This is a genomic window from Aestuariivirga sp. (assembly GCF_047602625.1).
Lineage (GTDB): Bacteria > Pseudomonadota > Alphaproteobacteria > Rhizobiales > Aestuariivirgaceae > Aestuariivirga.
The window spans coordinates 2,377,109-2,402,500 of the sequence record NZ_JASGGV010000002.1; the positions used below are offsets into that span (position 1 = coordinate 2,377,109).

The 25,392-nt window shown below is 61.2% G+C and carries 24 protein-coding genes and 2 pseudogenes (1 of these 26 running past the window's edge); 16 read left to right on the top strand and 10 right to left on the bottom strand.

Features of this window, described 5'->3' with window-relative positions; all coding sequences use genetic code 11:
• The first annotated feature begins 55 nt into the window (after nucleotides 1–55).
• The 4 genes from QM694_RS16775 to QM694_RS16790 all read left to right on the top strand — a co-directional run bounded on the left by QM694_RS16775 (nucleotide 56) and on the right by QM694_RS16790 (nucleotide 4,176).
• Nucleotides 56–1,081 (top strand): phytanoyl-CoA dioxygenase family protein, encoded by a 1,026-nt coding sequence (locus QM694_RS16775; protein WP_415008066.1) that lies wholly within the window; start codon nucleotides 56–58, stop codon nucleotides 1,079–1,081.
• Nucleotides 1,082–1,187: 106 nt separating this feature from the next.
• Entirely contained in the window at nucleotides 1,188–2,198 is a 1,011-nt protein-coding gene (gap, locus tag QM694_RS16780; RefSeq protein WP_415008067.1) for a type I glyceraldehyde-3-phosphate dehydrogenase, read from the top strand.
• A gap of 5 nt (nucleotides 2,199–2,203) precedes the next feature.
• Nucleotides 2,204–2,872, top strand: coding sequence for a ribulose-phosphate 3-epimerase (gene rpe / locus QM694_RS16785; RefSeq protein WP_415008068.1), 669 nt, complete (start codon nucleotides 2,204–2,206; stop codon nucleotides 2,870–2,872).
• An 80-nt stretch (nucleotides 2,873–2,952) separates the two neighbouring features.
• On the top strand, nucleotides 2,953–4,176 hold the full coding sequence (locus QM694_RS16790) for an MFS transporter (RefSeq protein ID WP_415008651.1): 1,224 nt from the start codon (nucleotides 2,953–2,955) through the stop codon (nucleotides 4,174–4,176).
• Between the two features lie 31 nt (nucleotides 4,177–4,207).
• Here QM694_RS16790 and QM694_RS16795 read toward each other — a convergent pair whose 3' ends face one another.
• The 6 genes and pseudogenes from QM694_RS16795 to ubiG all read right to left on the bottom strand — a co-directional run bounded on the left by QM694_RS16795 (nucleotide 4,208) and on the right by ubiG (nucleotide 7,695).
• Nucleotides 4,208–4,438, bottom strand: coding sequence for a hypothetical protein (locus QM694_RS16795; protein WP_415008069.1), 231 nt, complete (start codon nucleotides 4,436–4,438; stop codon nucleotides 4,208–4,210).
• Nucleotides 4,439–4,442: 4 nt separating this feature from the next.
• The gene (locus tag QM694_RS16800) at nucleotides 4,443–4,988 is read right to left on the bottom strand and encodes an NADPH-dependent FMN reductase (RefSeq protein ID WP_415008070.1); all 546 of its coding nucleotides are present in this window, start codon (nucleotides 4,986–4,988) and stop codon (nucleotides 4,443–4,445) included.
• 69 nt (nucleotides 4,989–5,057) lie between these two features.
• Nucleotides 5,058–5,855, bottom strand: a complete 798-nt coding sequence (locus tag QM694_RS16805) for a cryptochrome/photolyase family protein (protein ID WP_415008652.1) — start codon at nucleotides 5,853–5,855, stop codon at nucleotides 5,058–5,060.
• 153 nt (nucleotides 5,856–6,008) lie between these two features.
• A pseudogene (locus QM694_RS16810) lies at nucleotides 6,009–6,476 on the bottom strand (deoxyribodipyrimidine photo-lyase); the annotation flags it as partial.
• Nucleotides 6,473–6,952 carry a GNAT family N-acetyltransferase gene (locus QM694_RS16815; RefSeq protein ID WP_415008071.1) on the bottom strand — a complete coding sequence of 160 codons (480 nt, stop codon included), beginning with the start codon at nucleotides 6,950–6,952 and terminating at the stop codon, nucleotides 6,473–6,475. The pseudogene QM694_RS16810 and the gene QM694_RS16815, both read right to left, overlap by 4 nt.
• The gene (ubiG, locus tag QM694_RS16820; protein ID WP_415008653.1) at nucleotides 6,952–7,695 is read right to left on the bottom strand and encodes a bifunctional 2-polyprenyl-6-hydroxyphenol methylase/3-demethylubiquinol 3-O-methyltransferase UbiG; all 744 of its coding nucleotides are present in this window, start codon (nucleotides 7,693–7,695) and stop codon (nucleotides 6,952–6,954) included. The genes QM694_RS16815 and ubiG overlap by 1 nt, the downstream gene beginning before the upstream one ends.
• Nucleotides 7,696–7,835: 140 nt before the next feature.
• Between ubiG and QM694_RS16825 the strand changes: the two genes are divergently transcribed.
• The 3 genes and pseudogenes from QM694_RS16825 to QM694_RS16835 all read left to right on the top strand — a co-directional run bounded on the left by QM694_RS16825 (nucleotide 7,836) and on the right by QM694_RS16835 (nucleotide 12,648).
• Nucleotides 7,836–9,092, top strand: a complete 1,257-nt coding sequence (locus tag QM694_RS16825; RefSeq protein ID WP_415008072.1) for an aspartate kinase — start codon at nucleotides 7,836–7,838, stop codon at nucleotides 9,090–9,092.
• Nucleotides 9,093–9,180: 88 nt separating this feature from the next.
• Nucleotides 9,181–11,446, top strand: a pseudogene (gene ptsP, locus QM694_RS16830) (phosphoenolpyruvate--protein phosphotransferase).
• A 113-nt stretch (nucleotides 11,447–11,559) separates the two neighbouring features.
• Nucleotides 11,560–12,648 carry a helix-turn-helix domain-containing protein gene (locus QM694_RS16835; protein ID WP_415008073.1) on the top strand — a complete coding sequence of 363 codons (1,089 nt, stop codon included), beginning with the start codon at nucleotides 11,560–11,562 and terminating at the stop codon, nucleotides 12,646–12,648.
• Nucleotides 12,649–12,656: 8 nt separating this feature from the next.
• Here the strand turns inward: QM694_RS16835 and QM694_RS16840 are convergent, their stop codons facing one another.
• Nucleotides 12,657–13,070 carry a GFA family protein gene (locus tag QM694_RS16840; protein ID WP_415008074.1) on the bottom strand — a complete coding sequence of 138 codons (414 nt, stop codon included), beginning with the start codon at nucleotides 13,068–13,070 and terminating at the stop codon, nucleotides 12,657–12,659.
• Between the two features lie 122 nt (nucleotides 13,071–13,192).
• Between QM694_RS16840 and QM694_RS16845 the strand changes: the two genes are divergently transcribed.
• The 7 genes from QM694_RS16845 to prmC all read left to right on the top strand — a co-directional run bounded on the left by QM694_RS16845 (nucleotide 13,193) and on the right by prmC (nucleotide 20,733).
• Nucleotides 13,193–13,675 (top strand): MarR family winged helix-turn-helix transcriptional regulator, encoded by a 483-nt coding sequence (locus QM694_RS16845; protein ID WP_415008075.1) that lies wholly within the window; start codon nucleotides 13,193–13,195, stop codon nucleotides 13,673–13,675.
• A complete protein-coding gene (locus tag QM694_RS16850; RefSeq protein WP_415008076.1) occupies nucleotides 13,672–14,769 on the top strand; it encodes an HlyD family efflux transporter periplasmic adaptor subunit in 1,098 nt (365 codons plus the stop codon). The genes QM694_RS16845 and QM694_RS16850 overlap by 4 nt, the downstream gene beginning before the upstream one ends.
• Nucleotides 14,766–16,319, top strand: a complete 1,554-nt coding sequence (locus QM694_RS16855; protein WP_415008077.1) for a DHA2 family efflux MFS transporter permease subunit — start codon at nucleotides 14,766–14,768, stop codon at nucleotides 16,317–16,319. The genes QM694_RS16850 and QM694_RS16855 overlap by 4 nt, the downstream gene beginning before the upstream one ends.
• Nucleotides 16,320–17,018: 699 nt before the next feature.
• The gene (locus tag QM694_RS16860; RefSeq protein WP_415008078.1) at nucleotides 17,019–17,837 is read left to right on the top strand and encodes a hypothetical protein; all 819 of its coding nucleotides are present in this window, start codon (nucleotides 17,019–17,021) and stop codon (nucleotides 17,835–17,837) included.
• Between the two features lie 141 nt (nucleotides 17,838–17,978).
• The gene (locus tag QM694_RS16865) at nucleotides 17,979–18,536 is read left to right on the top strand and encodes an NYN domain-containing protein (protein WP_415008079.1); all 558 of its coding nucleotides are present in this window, start codon (nucleotides 17,979–17,981) and stop codon (nucleotides 18,534–18,536) included.
• Between the two features lie 294 nt (nucleotides 18,537–18,830).
• Nucleotides 18,831–19,904 (top strand): peptide chain release factor 1, encoded by a 1,074-nt coding sequence (gene prfA / locus QM694_RS16870; protein WP_415008080.1) that lies wholly within the window; start codon nucleotides 18,831–18,833, stop codon nucleotides 19,902–19,904.
• Complete coding sequence (gene prmC / locus QM694_RS16875; protein ID WP_415008081.1) at nucleotides 19,894–20,733, top strand: peptide chain release factor N(5)-glutamine methyltransferase; 840 nt, start codon at nucleotides 19,894–19,896, stop codon at nucleotides 20,731–20,733. Before prfA ends, prmC begins: the two co-directional genes overlap by 11 nt.
• Before the next feature lie 3 nt (nucleotides 20,734–20,736).
• Here the strand turns inward: prmC and QM694_RS16880 are convergent, their stop codons facing one another.
• Nucleotides 20,737–21,219, bottom strand: coding sequence for an SRPBCC family protein (locus tag QM694_RS16880; RefSeq protein WP_415008082.1), 483 nt, complete (start codon nucleotides 21,217–21,219; stop codon nucleotides 20,737–20,739).
• A 127-nt stretch (nucleotides 21,220–21,346) separates the two neighbouring features.
• Between QM694_RS16880 and QM694_RS16885 the strand changes: the two genes are divergently transcribed.
• Both QM694_RS16885 and QM694_RS16890 read left to right on the top strand, forming a co-directional pair.
• Entirely contained in the window at nucleotides 21,347–22,480 is a 1,134-nt protein-coding gene (locus QM694_RS16885) for a patatin-like phospholipase family protein (protein WP_415008083.1), read from the top strand.
• Nucleotides 22,481–22,493: 13 nt separating this feature from the next.
• Nucleotides 22,494–23,276 carry a 3-hydroxybutyrate dehydrogenase gene (locus QM694_RS16890; RefSeq protein ID WP_415008084.1) on the top strand — a complete coding sequence of 261 codons (783 nt, stop codon included), beginning with the start codon at nucleotides 22,494–22,496 and terminating at the stop codon, nucleotides 23,274–23,276.
• Here the strand turns inward: QM694_RS16890 and QM694_RS16895 are convergent.
• Both QM694_RS16895 and QM694_RS16900 read right to left on the bottom strand, forming a co-directional pair.
• Nucleotides 23,266–24,447 carry an MFS transporter gene (locus tag QM694_RS16895; RefSeq protein ID WP_415008085.1) on the bottom strand — a complete coding sequence of 394 codons (1,182 nt, stop codon included), beginning with the start codon at nucleotides 24,445–24,447 and terminating at the stop codon, nucleotides 23,266–23,268. The genes QM694_RS16890 and QM694_RS16895 overlap by 11 nt on opposite strands.
• Before the next feature lie 21 nt (nucleotides 24,448–24,468).
• A protein-coding gene (locus QM694_RS16900; protein ID WP_415008086.1) for a M23 family metallopeptidase crosses the window boundary here: on the bottom strand, nucleotides 24,469–25,392 show its 3' portion. It continues 699 nt past the right edge of the window; 924 of the gene's 1,623 nt are visible here — the last part of the coding sequence; its start codon lies beyond the right edge, outside the window — the gene reads right to left on this strand; it ends in the stop codon at nucleotides 24,469–24,471.

Consider the following 25,392-nt stretch of genomic DNA (forward strand, 5'->3'; position numbering starts at 1 on the left):
ATGGGTCAATGCGGCGGAGTGGCGTTTGCAAATATGCGGCGCTAGACTTGCCCCCATGAAAGCCGCCGATATTGTGAAGCTGCCGCTCTGGACGCTCGCCCTGGCGAGCGGCGCGAAATCCTTCCGGGACAACAAGGTGATCGGCTCTCCCACCCTGAATCGCTGGGGTTTACACCGTGCGCGCGTGAAGCTGGCGCATGATCTGGCGTGGTCGCGCCGCCGCCGCCTCGCTGCGCGCGTGAGTGATGAGGACCGGGCGGCCTTTGACCGCGACGGTTTCGTGGTGAAAGAAAACTACCTGCCTACTGAGGAATTTTCACGCTTGCGGGAGCAGGTTTTCGCCTTTGAAGGGCCAGCACGCGAGATGGTGCAGGGCGACACCATCACCCGCCGGCTGGCGCTCGATCCAAAGGCACTGAGTGCGATGCCGGCGGTGCGCGCTCTTTTGGCCCGGCCGGACTGGCGCGGGCTTCTTCGTTATGTTGGGTCCTTCGATCAGGAGCCGCTGCATTATATCCAGACCATCCTGTCCCATGTCCGCGAGGGGGTGCCTGATCCGCAGACCAATATTCATGCCGACACCTTTCATCCCAGCGTTAAGGCCTGGCTGTTCCTGACCGATGTGGCTAAAGATGAGGGCCCCTTTGTTTATGTGCCCGGATCGCATCGCATGACCGCCGAAAGGCTGGACTGGGAAACCGGGATGAGTTTGAAGGCGGCGGACAATCCCGACCGCTATTCCGCTCGCGGTTCATTCCGCGTCGGCCCCGATGACCTCGCCCGCATGAAGCTGCCCTCACCGCGCACCTTTGCGGTGCCCGCCAATACGCTGGTGGTGGCCGATACGGTGGGCTTCCATGCGCGGGGGTTCAGCGCGAGGCCGTCGCGCCGGGTGGAAATCTGGTCCTTCGGGCGGCGCAATCCCTTTCTGCCGTGGACTGGCCTTGATCTCATGAGTGTGCCGGGCCTCGCCGAACGCCGCATTCCCGCACTGTGGTCGGCGCTGGATGCGGGAGCAAAACTCGGGATTGTCCGCAACAGCTGGGTCGCCAAGGGACTGAAAACACCGCTTCAGGATTGAGCTTGCGGTGCGCCCATCAGAATTTTCGCTGATTCCGCCATCCCCCTTCCGCGCCGCCTGAAAACGGCTATAACGGCGCCCGGACAGAGCAAAATCGGAGACCGCCATGACGAAGGTTCGCGTTGCCATCAACGGATTTGGCCGCATCGGCCGCAATGTTGTCCGCGCCATTTATGAATCCGGCCGCAAGGACATCGACGTGGTGGCGATCAACGATCTGGGGCCTGTCGAAACCAATGCCCACCTGCTGCGCTATGATTCCGTGCACGGAAAATTCCCGCATGAGGTGACGGTGAAGGGCGACTCGATCGGCATCGGCACCGACACTTTCAAGGTGACTGCCATCAAGGACCCGGCCACGCTGCCGTGGAAGGATCTGGGCGTCGACATCGCGCTCGAATGCACCGGCATCTTCACCGCCCGCGACAAGGCGGCGGCGCATCTCACAGCCGGCGCCAAGCGCGTCATCGTTTCGGCGCCTGCTGATGGCGCGGACTTCACGGTCGTCTATGGCGTGAACCACGACAAGCTGACGAAGGACCACATCGTCATCTCCAACGCCTCCTGCACCACCAACTGTCTGGCTCCTGTGGCCAAGGTGCTGAATGACGCCATCGGCATCGATCACGGCTTCATGACCACCATTCATGCCTATACGGGCGACCAGCCGACGCTCGACACCATGCACAAGGACCTTTACCGCGCCCGCGCCGCCGCCATGTCGATGATCCCGACCTCCACCGGCGCTGCCAAAGCCATCGGCCTGGTGATCCCTGAGCTCAAGGGTAGGCTCGACGGCACCTCGATCCGTGTCCCCACTCCCAATGTCTCGGTTGTCGATTTCAAGTTCGTGGCCAAGAAGAAGACGAGTGCTGAAGAGGTGAACGCGGCCATCAAGGCAGCGGCCGATGGCAAGCTCAAGGGCATCCTGGGCTATACCAATGATCCCAACGTCTCGATCGACTTCAATCATAATCCCAACTCCTCGACCTTCCACATGGACCAGACGAAGGTCATTGAAGGGTCGTTGGTGCGCATCCTGTCGTGGTACGACAATGAGTGGGGCTTCTCGAACCGCATGGGCGACACGGCAGTGGCGCTTGGCAAGCTGATCTGAAATCCATGGCCCGACCGCTGCTGATCTCGCCGTCGATCCTCGCCGCCGATTTCGCGGTGCTGGGCGAGGAGGTGCGGGCGCTTGATGCGGGCGGCGCAGACTGGATCCACATTGACGTGATGGATGGGCATTTCGTGCCCAATATCTCCTTCGGCGTGCCGGTGATGCAGTCGATCCGGTCGGTCACCAAAAAGCCCTTCGACGTGCATCTGATGATCTCGCCGGTGGATCCCTTTCTCGAAAGCTTCGCCAGGGCGGGGGCGGACGGCATCACCGTTCATGCCGAGGCAGGGCCGCATCTCGACCGCTCCCTGCAGGCCATCCGTTCACTGGGCAAGCGCGCCGGAGTCTCGCTCAATCCCTCAACACCCGTCAGCGCCATCCGCCATGTGCTGGACCGGCTTGACCTTGTGCTGGTCATGACGGTGAACCCCGGCTTCGGCGGCCAGGCTTTCATTCCCGCCATGCTGGAAAAGATCACAGAGGTGCGCGAACTCGTCCGTGGGCGGAACATCGACATCGAGGTTGATGGCGGCATCACGCCTGAGACCGCGGGCGCTGTCGTCAGGGCCGGCGCCAATGTGCTGGTCGCCGGTTCCAATATCTTCAAGTCCAAAGACTACGCCGCCGCCATCAAGGCGCTGCGCGTGGGGGCTGAGAGCATTTCAGCTTGAAGGATTGACAGGCAACCAATAGGTTGCGTATAAAACTCCTGCCTTTCCTTTGGCGCAAGGGAAGTCTTGGAGGAATGACGATGCTTGAGAAGCATTATCGCTGGGTGATCGTGGCGGCGGGCGGCCTTATGGGCTGCGTGGCGATCGGGGCCATGTTCGCGCTGCCGGTGTTCATCGTGCCGATGGCTGAGGCGACGGGTTGGTCGCGCACCGGCATTTCCAGCGCCATGACCATTGCTTTCCTCGCCATGGCCTTTGGCAGCATGTTCTGGGGCAGCTTGGCCGACCGCATCGGCCCCAGGGCCGTGGTGCTGATCGGCTCCATCCTTTTGGCGGTGAGCATCGCGCTGGTGAGCCAGTGCCGCACGCTGTGGGAGTTCCAGCTTGTGTTCGGGCTGCTGGTGGGCATCGCCGTGGCGGCGATCTTCGCGCCCATGATGGCGGCGGTGACGGGATGGTTCGACACGCACAGGAGCCTTGCCGTCTCGCTCGTCTCGGCCGGCATGGGCATGGCGCCGCTCACCATGTCGCCGCTGGCCGCCTGGCTGGTGGAACGCATGGACTGGCGGGCGAGCTATCTGTGGATCGCCCTCATCGTCACGGTGCTGATGATCCCCGCCGCATTCCTTATTCGCCGCCCTCCGGCTCTCGAGGCGGGAGCACCGGCTGCCGCACAATCCGCCGACGCGGTGCCGGAGATGTCGGTCTCGCAGGCACTGTGGTCGCCGCAATTCGTCATTCTGGCGCTCACCAATTTCTTCTGCTGCGCTACGCATTCAGGCCCGATCTTTCATACCGTGAGCTATGCCATCGCCTGTGGCATTCCCGCCATCACGGCGGTGACCATCTACAGCCTCGAAGGGCTGGCGGGGATGGGCGGCCGCATCGGCTTTGGCCTTCTGGGCGACAGGCTGGGGGCCAAGCATGTGCTGGTGGCTGGCCTGCTCATTCAGGCCGTGGGCGCGCTTGGCTATTTCTTCGCCAGCAACCTCGCCTCCTTCTATGCGGTGGCGGTGATCTTCGGCTTCACTTATGCGGGCATCATGCCGCTCTATTCGGTTCTGGCGCGCGAGAATTTTCCGCTCCGCATGATGGGCACCATCATCGGCGGCACGGCCATGGCGGGAAGCCTCGGCATGTCGACGGGCCCCTTGCTCGGGGGCTGGATTTTCGACCATACCGGCAATTATGGTTGGCTCTATATCTCCTGCTTCGGCATGGGCATCGGGGCTTTTCTCATCGCCATGCTGTTCCGGCCATTTCGCAAACGGACGGAAGTGCTCGCGCCACAAACAGTTCCTTGAGGTTCATTGCTTGCCAGCGAACGGATCCTCTCTAACTTAATGCCGCAAACCAAACCTCGGACGGCTTGTCGATATCCTGATAGAACCTTGACCTGATGTCGGCGTAGTGCGTTTCTGTTAGCCAAGCGGGTCTAGACAATACAACATGAAGCAGCGGAAACCGTTTCGCGATTTCTTCCTTGGAGCGGGCATAGACGATAACCCACACCCCACCAGTCTGATAATCGTGAACAGCAAGAAATTCCCGCTTGGCCCGTTCCATCCCGTTACGGCTTCTTTTCCACCCATTCGATGAAAGCCGTGAGCCATTCGCCGAGGAATTTGCGCGTGGTGGGATCGGTGAGGTTGCCGTCCTTGTCGAATTTCTCCTCATTGTGGTTCACGAAGATTTCCGGCCTTGGCATGACGATGCATTGCAGGGCCTGAAGATTTTGCCGGAAATGATATTGCGACCGGCCCGTGCCGTGAAAGAAACCGGCCCCCGCGCCGACGATGCCGGTGCGCTTCCATTTGAAGGAGGTGGAGCGCCGCGACAGCCAGTCAGTGGCGTTTTTCAGAACACCCGGCACCGAGAAATTATATTCGGGGCAGGCGAAGATCAGCCCGTCAGCCTTGGCGATCCTAGCATCGAGCGCCTTCACCGCTTCGGGCTTGCCATGCGCCTCTTCCTCATCGCCGTCATAAAGCGGGATGCCATGCAGCGTGGCGATGTCGATGGTGACGCCCTCGGGCGCCATCTCCTTCAGCGCCCGCAGGAGCCCGGTGTTGGTGGAGCCTTTGCGGAGCGCGCCGCTGATCGCCAGAAGCTGCATGGTCCTTGTCCCTCCCGCCCGGAACTTGAGCTTAGCCTCGCCCGGGGCGGCCAGTCCATCGCGAAGGCCTCAGGCATCAGCGCCTTTGAGAGTCTTGAGCGCTGCCAATGCGCGGCTCCGGGCAAAGCCATGGTCCACGATGGGCGCGGGGTAGGTCTTGCCGATAATGACTCCCGCGCTGCTCATGATGGATGGAGGCGCTTCCCACGGCTTGTGAATCCATTGTGCCGGGAGTTTTGCCAATTCCGGCACCCAGCGCCGCACATAATCGCCCTGGGAATCGAATTTCTCGCCCTGCAGCACGGGATTGAAAATCCGGAAATAGGGTGAGGCATCCGCCCCCGATCCCGCGACCCACTGCCAGCTTGCGGCATTGTTGGCGAGGTCGGCATCCACCAGCGTATCCCAGAACCAGCGTTTGCCTTCCTGCCAGGGGATGAGCAGGTGCTTGATGAGAAAGGATGCTGCGATCATCCGCACCCGGTTGTGCATGAAGCCGGTGGCCCACAACTCGCGCATCCCGGCATCGATGATCGGGTAGCCTGTAAGGCCCTTCTGCCAGGCCTTGAGGCTCTGGGGATTGGTCTCCCAAGGGAAATCGGCGAATTCCGGCCGGAAAGGTTTTTCCGGCAACTCAGGGAAATGATGCAGGAGATGCCATGAAAAATCCCGCCACAACAGTTCCGTCAGGAATTTCTCCGCATCCGCGTCCACAGCACCATGCCGTTGTGCTGCTGCGGCTCGTACCGCATGCCAGCATTGTGCAGGGGAAATTTCCCCGAAATGCAGGTGTGGTGAAAGGCGCGATGTGCCGTCCATCGCCGGCAAATCACGTGAAGCGCCATAGCCAGCGAGAACGTCATCCACGAATTGGGACAGTCTTTCTTGCGCTCCGGCCTCGCCCGGCTGCCAACAGTTGGAAAAGCCAGCCGCCCAATCGGGAACAAGTTTCCAATCCGATAGCGACTCGCTATCAATGAATTTTGTCCAAGGAGTGAATGCCGGCGCAGGCTTCGGCAATCGCGGCTCTCCGCGCGAGAAGCAGGCTCGCGCAAAAGGCGTGAAAACCTTGTAGGGGTCGCCTTGCCCGTTGCGGATTGCTTCGGGTTCATGCAGCAGAAACCCGCCATAGCGATGGCACGCCACCCCTGCCGCGTCTGCAACCGCCTTTACCCGCACTTCCTCGACGGCGGACCATGGCGCATAGCCTCTGGTAAAATGCACGCTGCCCGCGCCCGTCTGTCGTAACACGTCCGCGACCACGGTTTCTGGCCGTCCCCGCCGCAGGACGATGTGGGTTTTCTTCGCGATCGCGGTAAGACTTTGATAGAGCCACCAATTCGAAGCGCTGCCAAGTTTCCAATCAGAAGCATTTTCGTCCTGTATATACAGGAATATGACCGGCCCCTGTGCCGCCGCCGCAACCAGCGCGGGATGATCCGACAGGCGAAGATCCTGCCGCAGCCACAAAAGGGAGGGAATGGTCACCGCAGAAATTTCTCCATCCGATAATTGTGGATGGCGACGGAATTGATCTCAAAGTCGTTCCGGGCGACGATGCGAAAGCCGTTTCGCTCAAATGCCGGTTTTGCCGATTCGCTGGCCTCAACGAACAGCCGCTGGAGGCTCGCTTCGCGTGCAGCCAGTTCGGCCTCGCGGCAAAGAGCTGAGCCAATGCCACGCCCCGCAAATTCTGGGAGGCAGAAAAGCATGTCGATGTGGCCATCCGGTTCGAGATCGATGTAAGCTACGGCGTGATCATCTTGGGTAACAGCCAGGAAGACTTGCCCATCTTCATTCTCTTCGGCAATCGAATTTTCGTCCGGGGCATCGGATAGCCAGGCCGCGACTTGTCCGGCTGTGTAGTGGCGGCTGGCAAGCCCCTTTACCGAGTGTTCAAAGATGCGCGCCAAGTCCGCCGCATCGGATGGACGATAGCGCCGGATCGAAAATCCCGGCGGCATCAATCTTTCCGGGCCACCAGCATGTAATTCACGTCCATGTCCCGGGATTTCCGCCAGATATTCCGTATAGGGCTGAACGTGACCCCCGACTTATCCTTCACCACAAGGCCATTCCCGGAAAGCCAGTCTCTCAATTCTTGCGGCGTGATGAACTTCTCCCACTGGTGTGTGCCCTTGGGCAGCCAGCCCAAGACGTATTCAGCCCCAATGATGGCAAGGCCAAAGCTCTTGAGGGTACGGTTGAGCGTTGCCACGAACATCAGGCCGGAAGGTTTGAGCATGGCGGCGCACACGCGGGTAAAGCCTTCAGGATCCGCCACATGCTCGATCACTTCCATGTTCAGGATCACATCAAAGGCCTCGCCGGCGGCGGCAAGGCTTTCCGCCGTTCCCACCCGGTAATCAATGGCAAGCCCCTGTTCGCCGGCATGCACGGATGCGGTGCGGATATTCTTCTCCGACGGATCGACAGCCACGACGCTGGCGCCAAGCCGCGCCATGGGTTCCGACAACAGGCCGCCCCCGCAACCAATGTCCAGAAACCGCAAACCCGTGAAAGGCCTGCGTTCCATAGGGTCGCGGCCGAAGCGGGCGCACACCTGTTCCTTGATATAAGCGAGACGCACCGGATTGAAGACATGCAACACGCCGAACTTCCCTTTGGGATTCCACCATTCGGCAGCGAGCCTTGAGAATTTCTCCACTTCCGAAGGGTCGAGTGTCTGGGTGGCGGCGGCGGTCATGTCAGGGTCCATTTTTGCTCCGTCACATTATTGCATAAGCGAAGCCTGTCATCTATGAGAACACCGCACCGCATCAAGGGTTCAGTCTAAACGCATTTGGCCCCCGCGCCTGTTCGCAGGGAATTGAAAGGTTTTGGCCGATGGGCCGTCTGGTTATGAAGTTCGGCGGGACGTCCGTTGCGGATATCGAGAGAATCCGCAATGTCGCCCGCCACGTCGAACGCGAGGTGAAGGCAGGCCACCACATCGCCGTGGTCGTTTCCGCCATGTCGGGAACCACCGACCGGCTGGTGGGCTGGTGCCGGGAAGCCGCCGCTGTCCACGATGCGCGCGAATATGACGCCGTGGTCGCCTCAGGCGAACAGGTTACTGCCGGCTTGCTGGCCATCGTTCTGCAGGATATGGGCATCCCGGCGCGCTCCTGGGCGGGCTGGCAAATTCCGATCAAGACTGATGGCGTGCATGGCGCCGCGCGCATCGCCGCCATTGAGGGTGATGAGATCCGCAAGCGCATGGAGCAGGGCCAGGTGGCGGTCATCGCCGGCTTTCAGGGCATCGGCCCCGATCGGCGGATCACCACACTGGGCCGTGGCGGGTCTGACACCTCAGCGGTGGCCGTCGCGGCGGCGCTCGATGCGGCCTGCGACATCTATACGGATGTAGACGGCGTCTACACTGCTGATCCCCGGATTGTGACGGGAGCACAAAAGCTCGACCGCATTTCCTATGAGGAAATGCTGGAGCAGGCTTCGCTGGGCGCCAAGGTGCTGCAGACGCGCTCGGTTGAACTCGCCATGGTTTACAAGGTACCCTTGCAGGTGCGTTCGAGCTTCGAGGCGCCCGATTCGCCGAACCAGAACAAGCCCGATGGCACGGGGCCCGGAACACTCGTTTGCGATGAGGATCGTATCGTGGAACAGCATGTCGTCAGTGGTATCGCCTATTCGCGTGATGAGGCGAAAGTCTCCATCCGCCGCGTGAAGGACCAGCCGGGTGTGTCTGCCTCGATCTTCGGGCCCTTGGCCGAAGCCGATATCAGCGTCGACATGATTGTCCAGAACATCTCGACTGACGGTACCAATGCCAACATCACCTTCACCGTCGCCCGCAAGGATCTGCGCAAGGCGCTGGAAGTGCTGAACGGCATCAAGGACAAGCTGGGCTTCATGGAGTTGACCCACTCCGCCGATGTGGCGAAAGTTTCTGTCGTTGGCATCGGCATGCGCAGCCACGCGGGCGTGGCATCCCGCATGTTCCGGGCGCTGGCCGACAAGGGCATCAACATCCAGGCCATTACCACCTCGGAGATCAAGGTCAGCGTGCTGATCGACGAAGCCTATACGGAACTCGCGGTGCGTGCCTTGCACACCGCTTATGGGCTGGACGCCAAGGCCTGACACAGATGCACCTCACCCTCCGTTCACTGATCAAATGCGGCGGCCGCTGGAAAACGGTACGTGCTGCTGTGCGCGAGGACACCGGCTGATGGCTACTTCCGCCCTTGGCCCGCGTGTCCTGCTCCGGCGGCTCCGCGAGGTCATGGCGGAGCCGGTCACGGCGCAAACCCGGCTCGACAAGATCGCGGCCCTGATCGCCGGCAACATGGTTGCCGAGGTGTGCTCGATCTATGTCATGCGCCCGGGCGACGTTCTGGAATTATACGCCACCGAAGGCCTGAAGCATGAGGCCGTGCACAAATCCAAGCTGAAGGTGGGCGAGGGACTCGTCGGCACCATCGCCAAGCAGGCCATCGGCCTCAACCTCGCCAATGCGCAGAACCACCCGGCCTTCAAATATTTGCCCGAGACCGGCGAAGAAATTTACAACGCCTTCCTCGGCGTGCCTATTATGCGCGGGGGTACGGTGATCGGCGTGCTCGTGGTGCAAAACCGCACCCGCCGCCAATATTCCGAGGAAGAAGAAGAGGCGCTGCAGACCACCGCCATGGTGCTGGCGGAGATCATTGCGTCCGGCGAATTGAAGGAAGTGGCGAGCGAGGTCGCCGCCGACGTCGCGCATCAGCGCGCCCACCATCTCAAGGGGGATTTATTGGCCGACGGCGTGGCGTTGGGCCATGCAGTGTTGCACGAGCCACGCGTCGTCATTGAAAACCTGATTGCCGAGTTGATCCCCAAGGAGCGCAGGCGTCTTGATGATGCCGTGGCCCAGCTTCGTGCCCATGTCGATGAACTGGTGGATGGCTCAGACGCGCTGCGGGGCAATGAATATTCCGACGTGCTCGAAACCATCCGCATGTTCGCTCATGACAAGGGCTGGGTGAACAGGCTGCGTGAGGCCATTGATACCGGCCTCACGGCGGAAGCGGCGGTGGACCGCGTGCAAAGCGACAATCGCGCCCGCATGATGCGAACGCCCGATCCCTATCTGCGCGAACGCATGCATGATCTCGACGATCTGTCGAACCGGCTCATGCGCATCCTGACGGGTGCCGTGGCAACGGCCTCGCGCGGCGACCTTCCGCAAAATTCCATCGTCGTGGCGCGCAACATGGGCCCAGCCGAACTTCTTGACTACGACCGCTCCAAACTGCGCGGCGTAATCCTTGAAGAGGGCGGGCGCACCAGCCATGTGGCCATTGTCGCGCGGGCACTTGGCATTCCCGCTGTTGGCCAGGCGGAAGGGCTCATTGATCTCGTCGACACGGGAAGCCCGCTCATCATAGACGGCGGCACGGGCGAGGTCTTTGTCCGCCCATCCTCTGATCTGCAGAAAGCTTATGCCGAGAAGGTTCGCTTCTATGCGCGCAAGCAGGCGCAGTTTGCGGCTCTTCGCGACCAGCCGGCGATCAGCAAGGATGGCGTGAAAATCGAGCTGAACATCAATGCCGGCCTGATCGTCGACCTGCCGCATCTCCACGATTTCGGGCGCGGAAGGAATAGGTCTCTACCGCACCGAATTGCAGTTCATGATGGCGCAGCGCTTTCCGCGCCTCGCCTCGCAGGTCCGTCATTACTCAACCATCATCGAGCAAGCCAAGGGCAAACCCGTCACCTTCCGCACGCTCGACATCGGGGCCGACAAGGTTCTTCCCTATCTGAAGCAGCCGAAGGAAGAAAACCCCGCCATGGGCTGGCGTTCGATCCGCATGTCGCTCGACAGGCCGGCGTTGCTCAGGCTGCAGCTCCGTGCACTGATGATCGCGGCGGAAGGTGTCCCGCTCAAGATCATGTTTCCGATGATCGCCGATGTAGATGAATACCGCCGCGCATTGGAAGTGCTGGAGATCGAGAAGAATTATCTTCTCACCCGAGGGCACAAGTTGCCGTCGCCGCTGAAGCTGGGCGTGATGATCGAAATTCCATCGCTCATCTGGCAGCTCGACCAGCTGCTGCCGATGGTCGATTTCGCATCGATTGGTTCTAATGATCTGGTGCAGTTTCTCTTCGCGTCGGATCGCGGAAATCCCCGTCTTGCCGGCCGCTACGATCCTTTGAGTCCCTCGGCACTGGGAGCCATGCGGCAAATCGTCGAAAAGGCAAACCAGCATCACAAGCCGGTCACGCTCTGCGGTGAATTGGGTGGACGGCCTCTCGAGGCGATGGGCCTGATCGGCATTGGTCTCACCTCGATCTCCATGGTGCCTTCCGCCATCGGGCCGGTGAAGGCGATGGTAAGGAGCGTAGACCAGCGCAAGCTCTGGGCCTTCGTCGAGCCATTGTTGAAGAGCCCGCTTCATTCCATTCGCGCCGAGTTACTGGAATTCGCGCAGCGCAACGGCGTGGCGCTTTGAAGCCTTAGGGTTAATTTTTCCGGCGCGTTAGCCTCGCGTTCACCATTTCACGGCATTCTCAGGAAAAGACAGCGTTAGTGGACGGTTAACCGTCAGGTTCCTGAGAGTAAGCGATGAACGAACAGATTCCCGGTTCTGTGATTTCCGAAGATTCTGAAGCGCACTTCCGCGAGAAGCCCGATGGCCATCTCGATCCCGCCGGGGAGGCGGGCTGGTTCCTGCAGCGCGAGCGCGAGCAGCGGGGCTTGAGCCTTGAGGATGCTTCGGAAGCGACAGGCATTCACCCCTATCATATTGAAGCCATCGAATATGGCGACATGACGCGCATGCCCGAGCGCAGCGAAGCGCTGGGCATGATTGGCAGCTATGCTTATTATCTGGGCTTCGATCCCGAGCCGCTGGTCACGCATTACGCGCATTTCCTGCCCTATCCCGAAATGGCTGCGGAAGCGCCGCATCCCGCCAATCCCGCACCGCTGTCCAGCGCCAAGATTCTGCGCTTCGCGAAGCTTCCGGCGATGCCGAAGTTCAATTTCAGGCTGGATGGCATTCCCGGCGGAACGGGTGGCCTTATCGCGTCGATTGCCGGCGCTATGTTCCTCTTCGCCACGGTCAGTTATGTGATGATGACGCCGTCATCCGAAGACACGGCCTCGGCCCAGCAGGCCCAGGCACCCGCGGCCGACCCCATGCCCACAGCCTCCACGGGTACCGACACCGCTACTGTGGCGGTCACGGATGAGCCGCTGCCGGATGCGCAAGCCCCCGCGACGGCTGATGCCGATACGGATGAAACCGCCGGTACCAATCTTGATGGACTGACGGCGCTGATCGAAAACAACGTCGACACCAAGACGGGCAATCTGCCCGGCGCCAAGGTCGCGAGTGCCGATGACACCACGCTCACCAAGGATGGCCGCGAATTCGGCTCCCGCAATGAAGGCTCGCGCCTGATCCTCAAGGCCAAGGCCCCCGTCTGGGTCAGAATCGAAGATCAGCAGGGCAATGTGGTGATGACCCAGATGCTGATGAAGGGCGACACCTACAAGGTTCCTAACCGCAATGGCCTCGTGGTCATTGCCCGCGACGGTGGTTTGTTGAGCTACGTGATCGACGGGAAAGAGAAGGGCATCCTCGGCACGCCAGGTGAAATTCTCGTCGGCCGCTCGCTCGATCTCAAGAATCTCGGCGTCAATAGCTAAGACGTCTCTCAGAACATGAGATCGGAGACCTTCCGCCCATCGGGCGGGAGGTCTTCGAACGTATTGAGGCCATCAAAGATAAGGAGCGGAATGTCCGCCACCGCCTTGGGGTCTGCAAGCCGCAGGTTCACGGCAATGCGGGTCCGGCCGTCCTTGCCCGGCGACATGGCGCGCCAGCTCACAAGGTTCTTGCAGGTCGCGCAGAACTCATAGGCCAGTGACCGCGAGCCCCAGATATAATAGGTGAGGCCGTCTGGCGGGGCCGAGACGCGGATCGCATCGTCCACGAAATCATAGGCCCAGAGCGCGCCAGTCCTCTGACAGATCGTGCAGTTGCACACCGTGGCGTCAGGAATTTCGCCTGCAAACTGCCAGTGCACGGCACCGCAATGGCAGCGGCCCTCGGTGATCGTTTGTCCCATCGGCATCTTCCGGCAGGTTAAGTCTTCCTTTCCGCACCGTACCGCCGTTCCTTCACCTTTGGCAAACCAGCCCCGCAATTCCGGTATGGGAAGAATATAATATCGCTTGTATATTATATGCCATGAACAAGACAGAGACATTGCGCGAGGCGGGCATCCGGATTGTTGAAACCGCCCGGGCCATCAGGCTTCTCGTGGAACAGCGCCTCCGCCCCTATGGGATGACACGCGTCCAATATTCAACGCTAGCGCGGCTGGCGCGGCAGGACGGGCAGATTCAAACTGAATTGGCGGAGGGGCTGGAAGTGCAGCCGATCGCCATGGTGCGGGTGGCCGACCAGCTTTCGGCCGAAGGCCTGATCGAGCGCCGCCAGGACCCGGCCGACCGCCGCTGCAACCGGCTTTATATCACCGCCGCTGGCCAAGAGCGGATCGCCGGCATGGATGATTTCAAGGAGCAATTGGCTGACGAGCTGTTCGACGGCGTGGCTGAGACGGACATCCACCGCATGATGGCGACGCTCGATCACCTCCACCGCAATCTCAAGATCATGCAGGCCGCCGATGAAACCGGCGCCCGCGCAAGGAAGGCACGTGCATCATGAGCGACACTCCGGAAACCCCAACCCCTGCAAAACCGCGCCGCCGCTGGCTGAGGTCGATCCTGCTGATTGGCGTGCCTCTGATCGCGCTGGGCGGCGGCACCGCTGTCTATCTCAATGGCGGACGCTATATCTCGACCGACAACGCCTATGTCGGCGCGCAGAAGGTGCTGGTGACTCCCGAGATCTCCGGCACCATCGACAAGATTGCCGTAACCGAGGGCCAGCACCTGAAGGCGGGCGACGTGCTCTTCACGCTCGACCGCGCGCCCTATGAACTCGCCTTCAACGAAGCAAAGGCCGCATTGGCCCGCGCTGCCACCGATTTCGACAGCCTGAAGGTGAAATATCAGGGGCTTGAGCCGCAGATCGCGCTGGCGACAGATACGGTTGCCCTGAGGCAGGCCGATCTCGACCGCAAGCAATCGCTGCTCGCCAGCAAGGTCGTCTCGAATTCCGATGTCGACACCTATCGCATCTCGCTGCAGGACGCCAAGGCGGCGCTCGAGGTACTGCAGCAGAGCCAGCGCGACATCCTGAGCCAGATCGGCGGCAATGCCGCGGCTCCGATTGAATCCTATCCGCCGTGGCAGCAGGCCAAGGCGGCGCTTGACCAGGCACAATGGAACCTCGACCGCACGGTGCTGAAAGCGCCGATGGATGGCGTGGCCACCCAGGTGACCAACATCCAGCTTGGCCGCTATCTTGCGGCGGGCACCACGGTGTTCGCCATCATGAGCACCGATGACGTGTGGGTGGACGCCAACCCGAAGGAAACCGACATCACCTATCTGATCCCGGGCCAAGAGGTGACGATCACCGTCGATGCCTTCCCGAAAGCGCCGCTCAAGGGCCATGTCGAATCGATAAGCCCCGGCACCGGCTCGCAATTCTCGGTGATCCCGGCGCAGAACGCGGCCGGCAACTGGGTCAAGGTTGTGCAGCGCGTGCCGGTGCGGATCACCTTCGATCCGGGCGCCGACACCTCGAAGCTGCGCTCCGGCATGAGCGCCAATGTTGACATCGACACCAAGCGCAGCCGCTCGCTGGCGGGCATGATCGGCATGGAGGCGGCCGCCCAGACCGTTGGGGAATGAGCGCCGCCGCAATCTCCATCCCGGCACCGCAGGCCGCCGCTGAACCGCGCCGCGTGCTGATCACCGTCTGCGTGATGCTGGCCACCATCATGCAGGCGCTGGATACGACGATCGCCAATGTGGCGCTGCCCTATATGCAGGGCTCGCTCTCGGTCACCATCGACCAGGTGAACTGGGTTCTGACCTCCTATATCGTCGCCGCCGCCATCATGACGGCCCCCGTCGGCTGGCTGGCCGTGCGCTATGGCCGGAAGCGCGTGTTTATCATTGCCGCAGCAGGCTTTACCGTGGCGTCCGTGCTGTGTGGCGCGGCGCAGGGGATCACCGACATGGTGGCCTACCGCATGCTGCAGGGCGTCTTCGGCGCTGGCCTCGTGCCGCTGTCGCAAGCGGTGATGATGGATATTTTCCCGGCCGAAAAGCGGGGGCAAGCCATGGCCATCTGGGGCATGGGCGTGATGCTGGGGCCGATCATGGGGCCGACGCTGGGCGGCTGGCTGACGGAGTATTACACCTGGCGCTGGGTGTTCCTCATCAACCTGCCCTTCGGCATCGCCACGGTGGCGGGCCTGCTGTTCTTCATGCCCGACACCAAGCCCCGCGAGATGCGCTTCGACTGGTTCGGCTTTATCACGCTGAGCCTCGCCATCGGCGTGCTGCAGCTCATGCTCGACCGCGGCGAAACGCTGAGCTGGTTTGAATCGAACGAGATCATCATCGAGGCGATCGTCGCCGGCGCTGCCGCCTATTTCTTCCTCGCCCATACGCTGACCGCCGAAAAACCCTTCATTCCCGTGGCGATTTTCAGGGACTGGAATTTCTCGCTGGGCGTCTTCTTCATGTTCATCGTCGGCATTCTGCTGCTGGCCTCGGTGGCGCTGATCACGCCTTTCGTGCAGAACATCATGGGCTATCCGGTGCTCGATGCGGGCTTCCTGCTGGGAACGCGCGGCGTCGGCACCATGATCTCGATGATGATCGTTGGCAGGCTTCTGAGCTACATCGACGCGCGCATCCTGATCGGCATCGGCATGGCCTGTTCCACTTTGTCGCTGTGGGTGATGGTGGGGATTTCGCCCGATGTTTCGGTGTTCACCATCGTGTGGACGAGCATCGTGCAGGGCGTGGGGCTGGGGCTGATCTTCGTGCCGCTCAACACCGTGGCCTTCGCCACGCTGCCAGCCACGCTCCGCACCGAGGGCGCCGCCATCTGGACGCTGATCCGCAACTTGGGGTCTTCGATCGGCGTGTCGATCGTCATCGCGCAGTTGACCAGCACCACCACCGCCATGCATGCCAGGCTCGCCGAATATGTGACGCCGTTCAATTTGGGGATGCAGCTGAACCCCAGCCCGGTGCTGGACCCTTCGACCACCACCGGCGTGGCGATGCTCGACCAGCTGGTGAGCGGCCAGGCGGCCATCATCGCCTATCAGAATGACTTCCTGCTGATGACCCTCATGGGCCTCGTCTGCGTGCCGCTGATCCTCGCCTTCAAAGGGCAGAAGAAGGGCGCCAAGGCTGCCCCCGTGGCCACCGCCGATCACTGAGTTCTGGGTCGGAAAATGGCCGGGGAAAGGCATGGATTTTTTGGCCGCAGATGTTTCATGTGAAACATTTCCTAGGTCTGAAAATACATGGTTTTTGGTGCATTTTCGCGTGAAAACTTGTGGTGCGGGGTGATTTTTGGGGTGGTGCAGCGTGCATTTAAGGTGCCAAAAACATGCCTCCCAAATTGACTCTGTCAATTTCGTCTCTTGGTCCTCTCCGCGGTGGGTCCATTAGTAGGCCCGCTCTGACCGCGTCACGCGGAGCCAGAGCGGGTTATCTAACGGTCAGCCGTTACCAGCAGCACCGCCAATGTCCGCATACAAACTCGGTTTTGCCGAAGCGAACACGAGTGTATGGGGACACCCAATGACAAGCAATCGCTGTCATTTGGCACCTCCTATCTGAGGGCGTGCCAGTTGCGTTCTCAGGCAAATCGGCGTATATACACACTTAACTATCCGACCGCTATCGCTCCTGGGTTGGCACTCACAGGCACCGGGAGACGCTGGCAACTTAAGACGGCACGGGCTCCTAACCCCGTGCCGTTTTCATTACCAGGCAACGGTCAAAATAATACATCTGATTCGTATTGCGCGCAAGCGTTGCGCATAACGAAAGCGCATAATTATATTTTCACGCCTTGAAACATTGTCCCGTTCGTGTATTGTGCTGCCTGTGTATAGGCGTGAGGTGCTCTTATGACAGTCGAAAAGGTTGATTTTCAAGAGGCGTCAAAGGCTTCTGCGGTTACACGAGACCAATCTAAAGAATTTAGGGAAATGTCATCGATCGATTTTCCCTACATGGCGCTGGATTTTGCAATAGAGGTTGCAAAGGCTATCTATAGCCGATGCGGCTTTGGAACTTGCGATCAGGATGAGTTGGCAGCTCAAATGGGGCAAACCCTCTCTGGGGCATTTCGTCAAAAAACATCTGCCGCGCGGAGCTTTGGGCTTGTTGCAAAAGATGGGCGTAGCGCCTTCTTGCTGACTGATTTGGGCAAACGTATTGTGTCTCCCGAAAACGAAAAGTCTGCAAAGGTTGAGGCATTTCTGGCGGTTCCGCTCTATAATCAGATATTTGACAAATTTCGCGGACATAATTTGCCGCCTGCTAAGGCTCTTGAGCGTGAAATGGAAACGCTTGGTGTCTCAGGAAAAGTCACCGACAGAGCGCGCCAAGCATTTGAAAAGTCAGCTCAATTGGCTGGTTTTTTTGATAGTGGGAAGGAACGTCTAGTACGTCCGCGTATGGAAGGGGCGTCACAACCAGGAGTGGTTGAACCGGCTAAGACGTTGCCGCTATCCCAAGAAGTTAAACCTCCAACAATCTTTGCGGGTGGTGGATCCTCATCACCGCTCCGCGAAATTGACCCTATTATTCAAGGGTTAATCAATAAATTGCCACCTTCGGGTGCGGTATGGGCTGCAAACAAGCGAAAGCTATGGTTGCAAATTCTCGCAAACAGCCTTGATCTAGTCTATGAAGATTCATCCACGGATACTGGTCCCGATTAGCTAACAGAAATAAAAAACCCCGGCTTTTGACCGGGGTTTTCTAAACATTAGACCAATAGACCGTAACCCATTGGGTGCTGGCGTTACTCAGCGTCGTGCTTTCTTTATAATGCGAAGAGGCGTTAAAATCAAGAGTCGAGAATGCCGCAGAACCCTAGAGCCATCCTCTATGTCGATGGCTTCAATCTTTACCACCCAATTCAGAGATTAGGCGCCAGTCATCTTAAATGGCTGGACTTAACGGCTTTGGGTAGACTTATCTGCCAAGACAGAGGCCATGAGCTTGTAGGCGTAACGTATTGTACAGCCTATCAAAGGAACGACCCAAACCGTTTGGCTAGGCACAAAAAGTATATCCAGGCTCTGGAATCTACTGGATTGGTCGAGACTGTGCTGGGGCACTACATGGAACAAGAAACCGATGCTTGCAGGCATTGTGGTATTGTAGGGACAAAAGAAACGGAAAAGCAGACGGACATCAATTTGGCTCTTAGCGTGTTCTCTGACGCAATGCACGATAGGTTCGACTGGGCTTATCTACTGAGCGCGGACTCCGACCAAGCCGCAACCGCAAGATTCCTTCGCGACCATTTTGAGGGCAAGAGTTCTTGTTACTGTTGTCCCGCCTGGAAAAGATATCTCCACAAACATTGCCAACTATGCCGCGGGAAAGCGAAAGTTGACAAAAGAAGACCTTGAGAAGTGCCGATTTCCTTCAATAATAATGCCGACCAATGGCGGATATCCGATCCGGTGCCCCAAAGAGTATGATGTGCCCACATAAAATCCTTGTGGTATTGGCACACCTAATTCAGGCCAACAAACGTTCTCGCAATATCCGGGTGCCCCTCATCTCCCCCATCGCAAGGGCGATGGGTCCCCTTCTTCTCCCCGCTCGCGCGGGGCGAAGACATTGAGGCGCATTTGCAGGGATAGGGCATAGCAAAGCCCCCCGTTGCCGGATCATCCGGCCTTCCGCTACAAGGCCCCGCCATGGCTGCCCTTCCGATTGAAAAGCTGGACCGCATCATTCACCGTTTCGCCGCCGTGGAGCATGAGCTCTCGAGCGGGGCGGGAGGCGAGGCGTTTGTGAAGCTGTCGCGCGAATATGCCGATCTCGAGCCCACGGCGAAGGCGGCGATCGCGCTGAAGAAATCCTATGCCGAGCGCGCCGAGGCGGAGGAGATGGTGAAGGCGGGCGGCGAGATGGCCGAGATGGCGGAGGCCGAGCGCGCGGCGCTCGACGAAACCATTCCCGCCATGGAGCAGGCGCTCCGCATCCTGCTTCTGCCCAAGGATGCCGCCGACGACAGGAACGTGATTCTCGAAGTGAGGGCCGGCACGGGGGGCGACGAGGCGGCGATTTTCGCCGGTGACCTGTTCCGCATGTATCAGCGCTATGCGGCTTTCAAGGGCTGGCGCGTCGAGGTGATCTCAACCAGCGAAGGCGAGCATGGCGGCTACAAGGAAGTGATCGCCAACATCTATGGCGCGGGGGCCTTCGCGCATCTCAAATTCGAATCGGGCGTTCACCGCGTGCAGCGCGTGCCCGCCACCGAAACGCAGGGGCGCATCCACACCTCCGCCGCCACCGTGGCCGTGCTGCCGGAGGCGGAAGAGGTGGACATTAAAATCGAGGACAAGGATTTGCGGATCGACGTCTACCGCTCATCCGGCCCCGGCGGGCAATCGGTGAACACGACCGATTCCGCCGTGCGCATCACCCACATCCCGACCGGTATCGCCGTGGCGCAGCAGACGGAAAAATCGCAGCTCAAGAACAAGAACGCGGCGATGAAGCTGCTGCGGGCGAGGCTCTATGAAATCGAGCGCCAGCGGATCGACAGCGAACGCTCGGCCTCGCGGAAAGGGCAGGTGGGATCGGGCGACCGCTCGGAGCGCATCCGCACCTATAATTTTCCGCAAGGCCGCTGCACCGACCATCGCATCAACTTAACACTCTACAAGCTCGACCAGATCATGGAAGGCCCGGCGCTGGAGGAGATGGTGGAGGCGCTGATGAACAATCACCAGGCGGAACTGCTCGCGGCGCAGGATGAAGCCTGAGGCGGCGGCAGGTCTTCTGAAGGAGGCCCGCGCCGCGCTGGAGGCGAAGGGCTTTGAGACGGCAGCACTCGATGCGAGGCTTTTGCTGCAGGCGGCGGCAGGCCTGAACCATGCGGAGCTGGTGGCCGAGCCTCAGCGCGTGGTGGGGGAGGAGGCCGTGGTGCGGCTGCGGGCCATGCTGGCGCGGCGGCTTGAGGCTGAACCCGTGTCGCGGATTTTAGGGAAGCGGGAGTTTTATGGCCGGCCCTTCCGCGTGACGGAGGCCGTGCTGGATCCCCGGCCTGATACCGAGACGCTGATCGAAGCAGCATTGCCGCTGATGGGTGAGGGCAGCCGCGTGCTGGACCTCGGCACCGGCTCAGGGATCATCGCCATCACGCTGCTGGCGGAGTGTTTGGGCGCGAGCGGTGTGGCGGTGGATGTGTCGCCCGGGGCGCTGGCGGTGGCACGCTGCAATGCGGAAGATTTGGGGGTGGCGGGGCGGCTGGCCTTGCTCAGGTCTGACTGGTTTGAAGCCGTGGAGGGCCGCTTTGACCTGATCGTCTCCAACCCGCCCTATATCCCCAGGGGGGAGATCGCCGGGCTTGTCCCCGAGGTGAAGGGCTTCGACCCGCATCTGGCGCTGGACGGCGGCGGCGACGGGCTGGACCCCTACCGCAGGATCGCCGCAGGGGCCGGGGCGCATCTCGAGGACGGCGGGCATGTGCTGGTGGAAATCGGCGTAGGCCAGGAGGCGGATATTGCGGCGATCTTTGCCGGGGCAGGCTTCCGCGAAGCCGCCCGCCACCGCGATCTGGGAGGACGTGTGAGGGTGTTGCGCTTCGTGTGAGGGCTATCCCACCTTTCCCTTTGTCATCAGCTCGACAAGCTGGTCGAGTGCTGTGCCCCAGCCTTGCTCGAAGCCCATGGTGGCGTGGGTTTTGGCGGCCTCTTCGCTGCCGTGGCGGGCGATGGCCTTGTAATGCGTGCCATGGGGCGCATCGGTGAGCAGGATGATGCCGGTGAAGAACGGCTTGGCCGCCGGGCGAAAATCGGGACCGAGGCAATCGGTGAAGACCAGCAATTCCTCCGCCACCGCCTGCAGGACGCAGCCGGTGTTGTTCATCTCCTGGCCTTCCGGGCCTTTCATCACGGTGTGAAACGTGCCGCCCGGGCGGAGATCGATTTCGCAGTCCGACACCATCCATGGCCTGGGGCAGAACCATTGCTTGAGGAGATGCGGCGTCGTCCACGCCTCCCACACCTTGGCGCGCGGGACGGGGATATCGCGTTCCAGAACCAGATCGAGGGCGGGATCGGTGTCGTGAATGTCCATGCGAGGCTCCGCGCTGCCAGACGGACGAAAACGCCTGCAGAGCCATTCGGTTCCTGCCCGGAGGGGGCATCGCAATCACACGCCTCCGCGTGTTGCGCCGCAGCATCAACGCTCCTAAGTGAAGGGCATGTTTGACAAGTCAGAGTCCCGGCCCGGCCCATACCGCATCCTCGTGCTGCAGGGCGGCGGCGCGCTTGGGGCCTATCAGGCGGGCGCCTATGCGGCGCTGGCCGAGCAGGGCTATGCGCCCGACTGGGTGGCGGGCATTTCGATCGGCGCCATCAACGGGGCGATCATCGCCGGAAACCGGCCTGAAAACCGCGTGGCGCGCCTCCGCGATTTCTGGAACCGGGTGACCAGCGGGCTGCAATGCCAGCCGTTCTCCTCCCATGTGCACGTGCGCAATGCCTTCAACGGGGCGAGCGCGCTGATGGGACTGGCGGGCGGAGCGCCGGGTTTTTTCACGCCGCGGCTGTTCCCGCCGGTGCTGACGCCTGCGGCGACGCCCGCCAGCCTTGGCTATTATTCATCGGAACCCTTACGCGAAACGCTGCGGGAACTGGTCGATTTCGACTGCCTCGCGCACAGCCCGGTCAGGCTTTCGGTGGGCGCCGTCAATATCCGCACCGGCAATTTTACGTACTTCGATTCCGCCAAGCAGACGCTGGGAGTGGAGCATGTGATGGCCTCCGGCGCCTTGCCGCCGGGCCTGCCGCCCATTGAAATCGACGGCGACTATTACTGGGACGGCGGCGTCGTCTCCAACACGCCGCTGCAATATGTGCTGGACGAGCCGGCCCCGGCCCCGGCGCTGTCGATCTTTCAGGTCGACCTGTTCAGCGCCGAAGGGCAGGTGCCGGAGACGCTTCTCGACGCCGCCGCGCGCGAGAAGGAAATCCGCTATTCCAGCCGCACCAGGCTTTCCACCGACATGCTGCGCGAGAAGGTGAAGCTGCGCCGCGCCATGAAGCGCGTGTTGCGGAAACTTCCCGCCAATCTGCGCGACGACCCGGATGTGAAGCTGCTGGCCGCCCTGCCGGATGAGCCGGAAGTGTCGGTCATGCATCTCATCCACAGCGCGCCCGCCTACGAGGGCCATGCGCGCGACTATGATTTCTCCCGCGTTTCCATGGCGGAACACTGGGAGCAGGGCCGTGCCGATGTGGCGGCCAGCCTTTCCAGGGCGGCCTGGGCGAAGCGCGGCGGCGCCCGCGCCGATATGGTGACCTATGACCTCGCCCGCGGCGAGAAAGTAAAATGAGAGGACATATTCCATGAAACTTGAAAACCGGGTGGCGGTGGTGACGGGTGCGGCGGGCGGCATTGGCCTTGCCATCGCCAGACGCTATGTGGCCGAGGGCGCGACCGTGGTGATCGCCGACCTCAAGGCCGAGGCCGCGCAGGCGGCGGCGCGGGAGCTTTCGGCGCAGGGGCCGGGCAAGGCCATCGGCATTGCCATGGATGTGGCGAGCGAGGAGCAGGTGAACGATGGCATCGCCCGCACCATCAAGGATTATGGGCGGCTCGACATCGCCATCAGCAATGCCGGCATTCAGATCGTCAATGCGGTCGAGAATTTTTCATTCGCCGACTGGAAGCGCATGCTGGCCATCCATCTTGATGGCGCGTTCCTGATCACCAAGGCGGCGATCCCGCAGATGTACAAGCAGAATGCCGGGAGCCTGATCTATATGGGCTCGGTGCATTCCAAGCTCGCCTCGCCGCTGAAATCGGCTTACGTGACGGCGAAGCACGGGCTAATGGGGCTGGCCCGCACCATCGCCAAGGAGGCAGGGCCCCATGGCGTGCGCACCAATGTGATCTGTCCCGGCTTCGTGCGGACGCCGCTCGTTGACAAGCAGATCCCCGAGCAGGCGAAGGCCCTGGGGATCAGCGAGGAGCAGGTGATCAAGAAGGTGATGCTGGGCGATACGGTGGATGGCGAATTCACCACCGTGGAGGACATTGCCGAACTGGCGCTGTTCTTCGCGGCCTTCCCAAGCAATGCGCTGACCGGGCAATCCGTGGTGGCGAGCCACGGCTGGTTCATGAACTGACGCGCTTTTCCCGCGACAGGAGATAGAAGGCGAGCGCCGCGATCAGCGCCAGCGCGAAGGCCATGTGCAGATGCGCGTAGGCTTGAGCCGGCGGCAGCGCCGACATGGCTTTCATCGCCCAACCGCTGATCGGCTGCAACACGCCTGCCCCGCCGATGAACAGGATGTTGAGCATGGTGATGCCGCGGCCGAGCAGCGCATCGGGAATGAAGCTCCTGCCATGCGCCATCAACACGCCATAGGTCATGCCGAAGCCGCCCAGCGCCGCCATGATGAGGACGGCCATGGGCGTTGCGGGATTGAGGAGCGAGAGGGCCAACAGGCAGAAGGCCGTGAGGGCGCTGCCGGTGACGACGATCCATTTGCGCGTGCCCAGCCAGCGGTCGAGCGGCGCATAGAGAATGGCGCCCGCCGACATGGCCGCCGCCATGATCAAGAGCGCATTGCCGCGCTGGATCGCATCAAGTCCGTGTACGGAGGAAAAATAGGGGCCCGCCCACAGGCCGCGTTCGGCCAGCACGATGGCATAGCCCACGGCGGTGAGCGGCAGCAGCGGCCACAGCGCCCGGATGGAGAGGATCGTCTTGACCCCTGAGATGAAGCTGCCGCCGCCGTCGTGGGTGAGGCGCGGCGGATCGCGGATCAGCAGGAACGTGGCAAGCGCCGAGAGCACGGTGAGGCCCGCCATGCCCAGCATCGCGCCGCGCCAGCCGATGGTTTCCGCCGCATAGGCCAAGGGCGTGGCGGCGAGCAGGTTTCCAGCCGAACCGATGCCGAGCAGCAGCGAGCAGAGAAGGGCGAAATGCTCGGACCTGTTCATCCGCCCGAAGACGAAAATGCCGCCCATGTAGATGGCGCTGCAGCCGATGCCGATGAGCACCATGCTTGCGTTGAGCGCGAAGGCCGTTTGCGCCCTGGCGAAAAGAATGGCGCCTGCCACCGCCGCCAGCATGATGAGCGACACGGTGCGGCGCGGGCCGAAACGGTCAAGCGCGAAGCCGACCGGAAACTGCATCGCCACGAATCCGGCGATCCACAGCGCTTGCAGATTGCCGAGCGCCTGCGGGTCGAGTGCAAGCGCGCGCGCCAGTTCAGGCGCGATGACGGCCAGGAAGGAGCGGTAGAACTGGCTGAGAATATAGGCTGCGAGAAAAGTGAGGAAGACGCGCAACGGAGGCGTCTCCCGCTTTGCTTACTGATTGGCCTGCGCCACCTGCGTGGACGAAGGCGCCTGCTGCATCATCGCCATGACCTTCTGCTTCAGCATGCGGAACTTGCCCAGCTCCTTGCCGCCCAGCTGCTTGCCACCCGCCACCTTGACGGTGGCCGGATTGACGGGCCGCTCGGTGATGCGGATTTCATAGTGAAGATGGGGGCCCGTGGCGCGGCCGGTGGCGCCGACATAGCCGATGATCTGGCCCTGGTTGACGCGCGTTCCCGGGCGGATGCCGGAGGCGAGCTTGCTCATGTGGCCGTAGAGCGTTTCGTATTTGGAAGTGTGGGCGATTTCGACGGCGATACCATAGGCGCCATAGCGGCCCGCCTTGGTGATGGTGCCGGTGCCCGCCGCGCGGATGGGCGTGCCATAGGGAACGCCGAAATCAATGCCGGTGTGCATCTTGGAATAGCCGAGCAGCGGATGGATGCGCATGCCGAAGCCCGAGGTGATGCGGGCGCCAGACACCGGGGTGGCAAGCAGGGCGCGCTGGGCGCTCTGGCCGTTCTCGTCGTAATAATCGGTCTGCCCGTCGGCGGTGGTGTAGCGGTAATAGGTCTTGGTTTTGCCGCCGAGGGTGAGCTGCGCGTAATGCAGCACCTTGCGCTTGGAGGAAGAGCCGGTGAGCGGGTTGCCGTAGAACACCTCGAAGGTGTCGGAGGGCTTCACCTGGCGCTGGAAGTCGACGTCATAGCCGAACACGCGCGTCAATTCGGAGATGATGTAGTCGGGGATGTTGTTGTCCTTCGCCGTGGCATAGAGGCTGGCGCCCACCTTTGCCTTGGCGTGGAAGTGATTGTACTGCGCATATTGCGACTTGGTGCCGTCCTTGGCGCCCTCGATGGCGGCGGTGAACTGGCCGTCTTCGTCGGAATCAACCGTGATGGTTTCCTTGGGGCC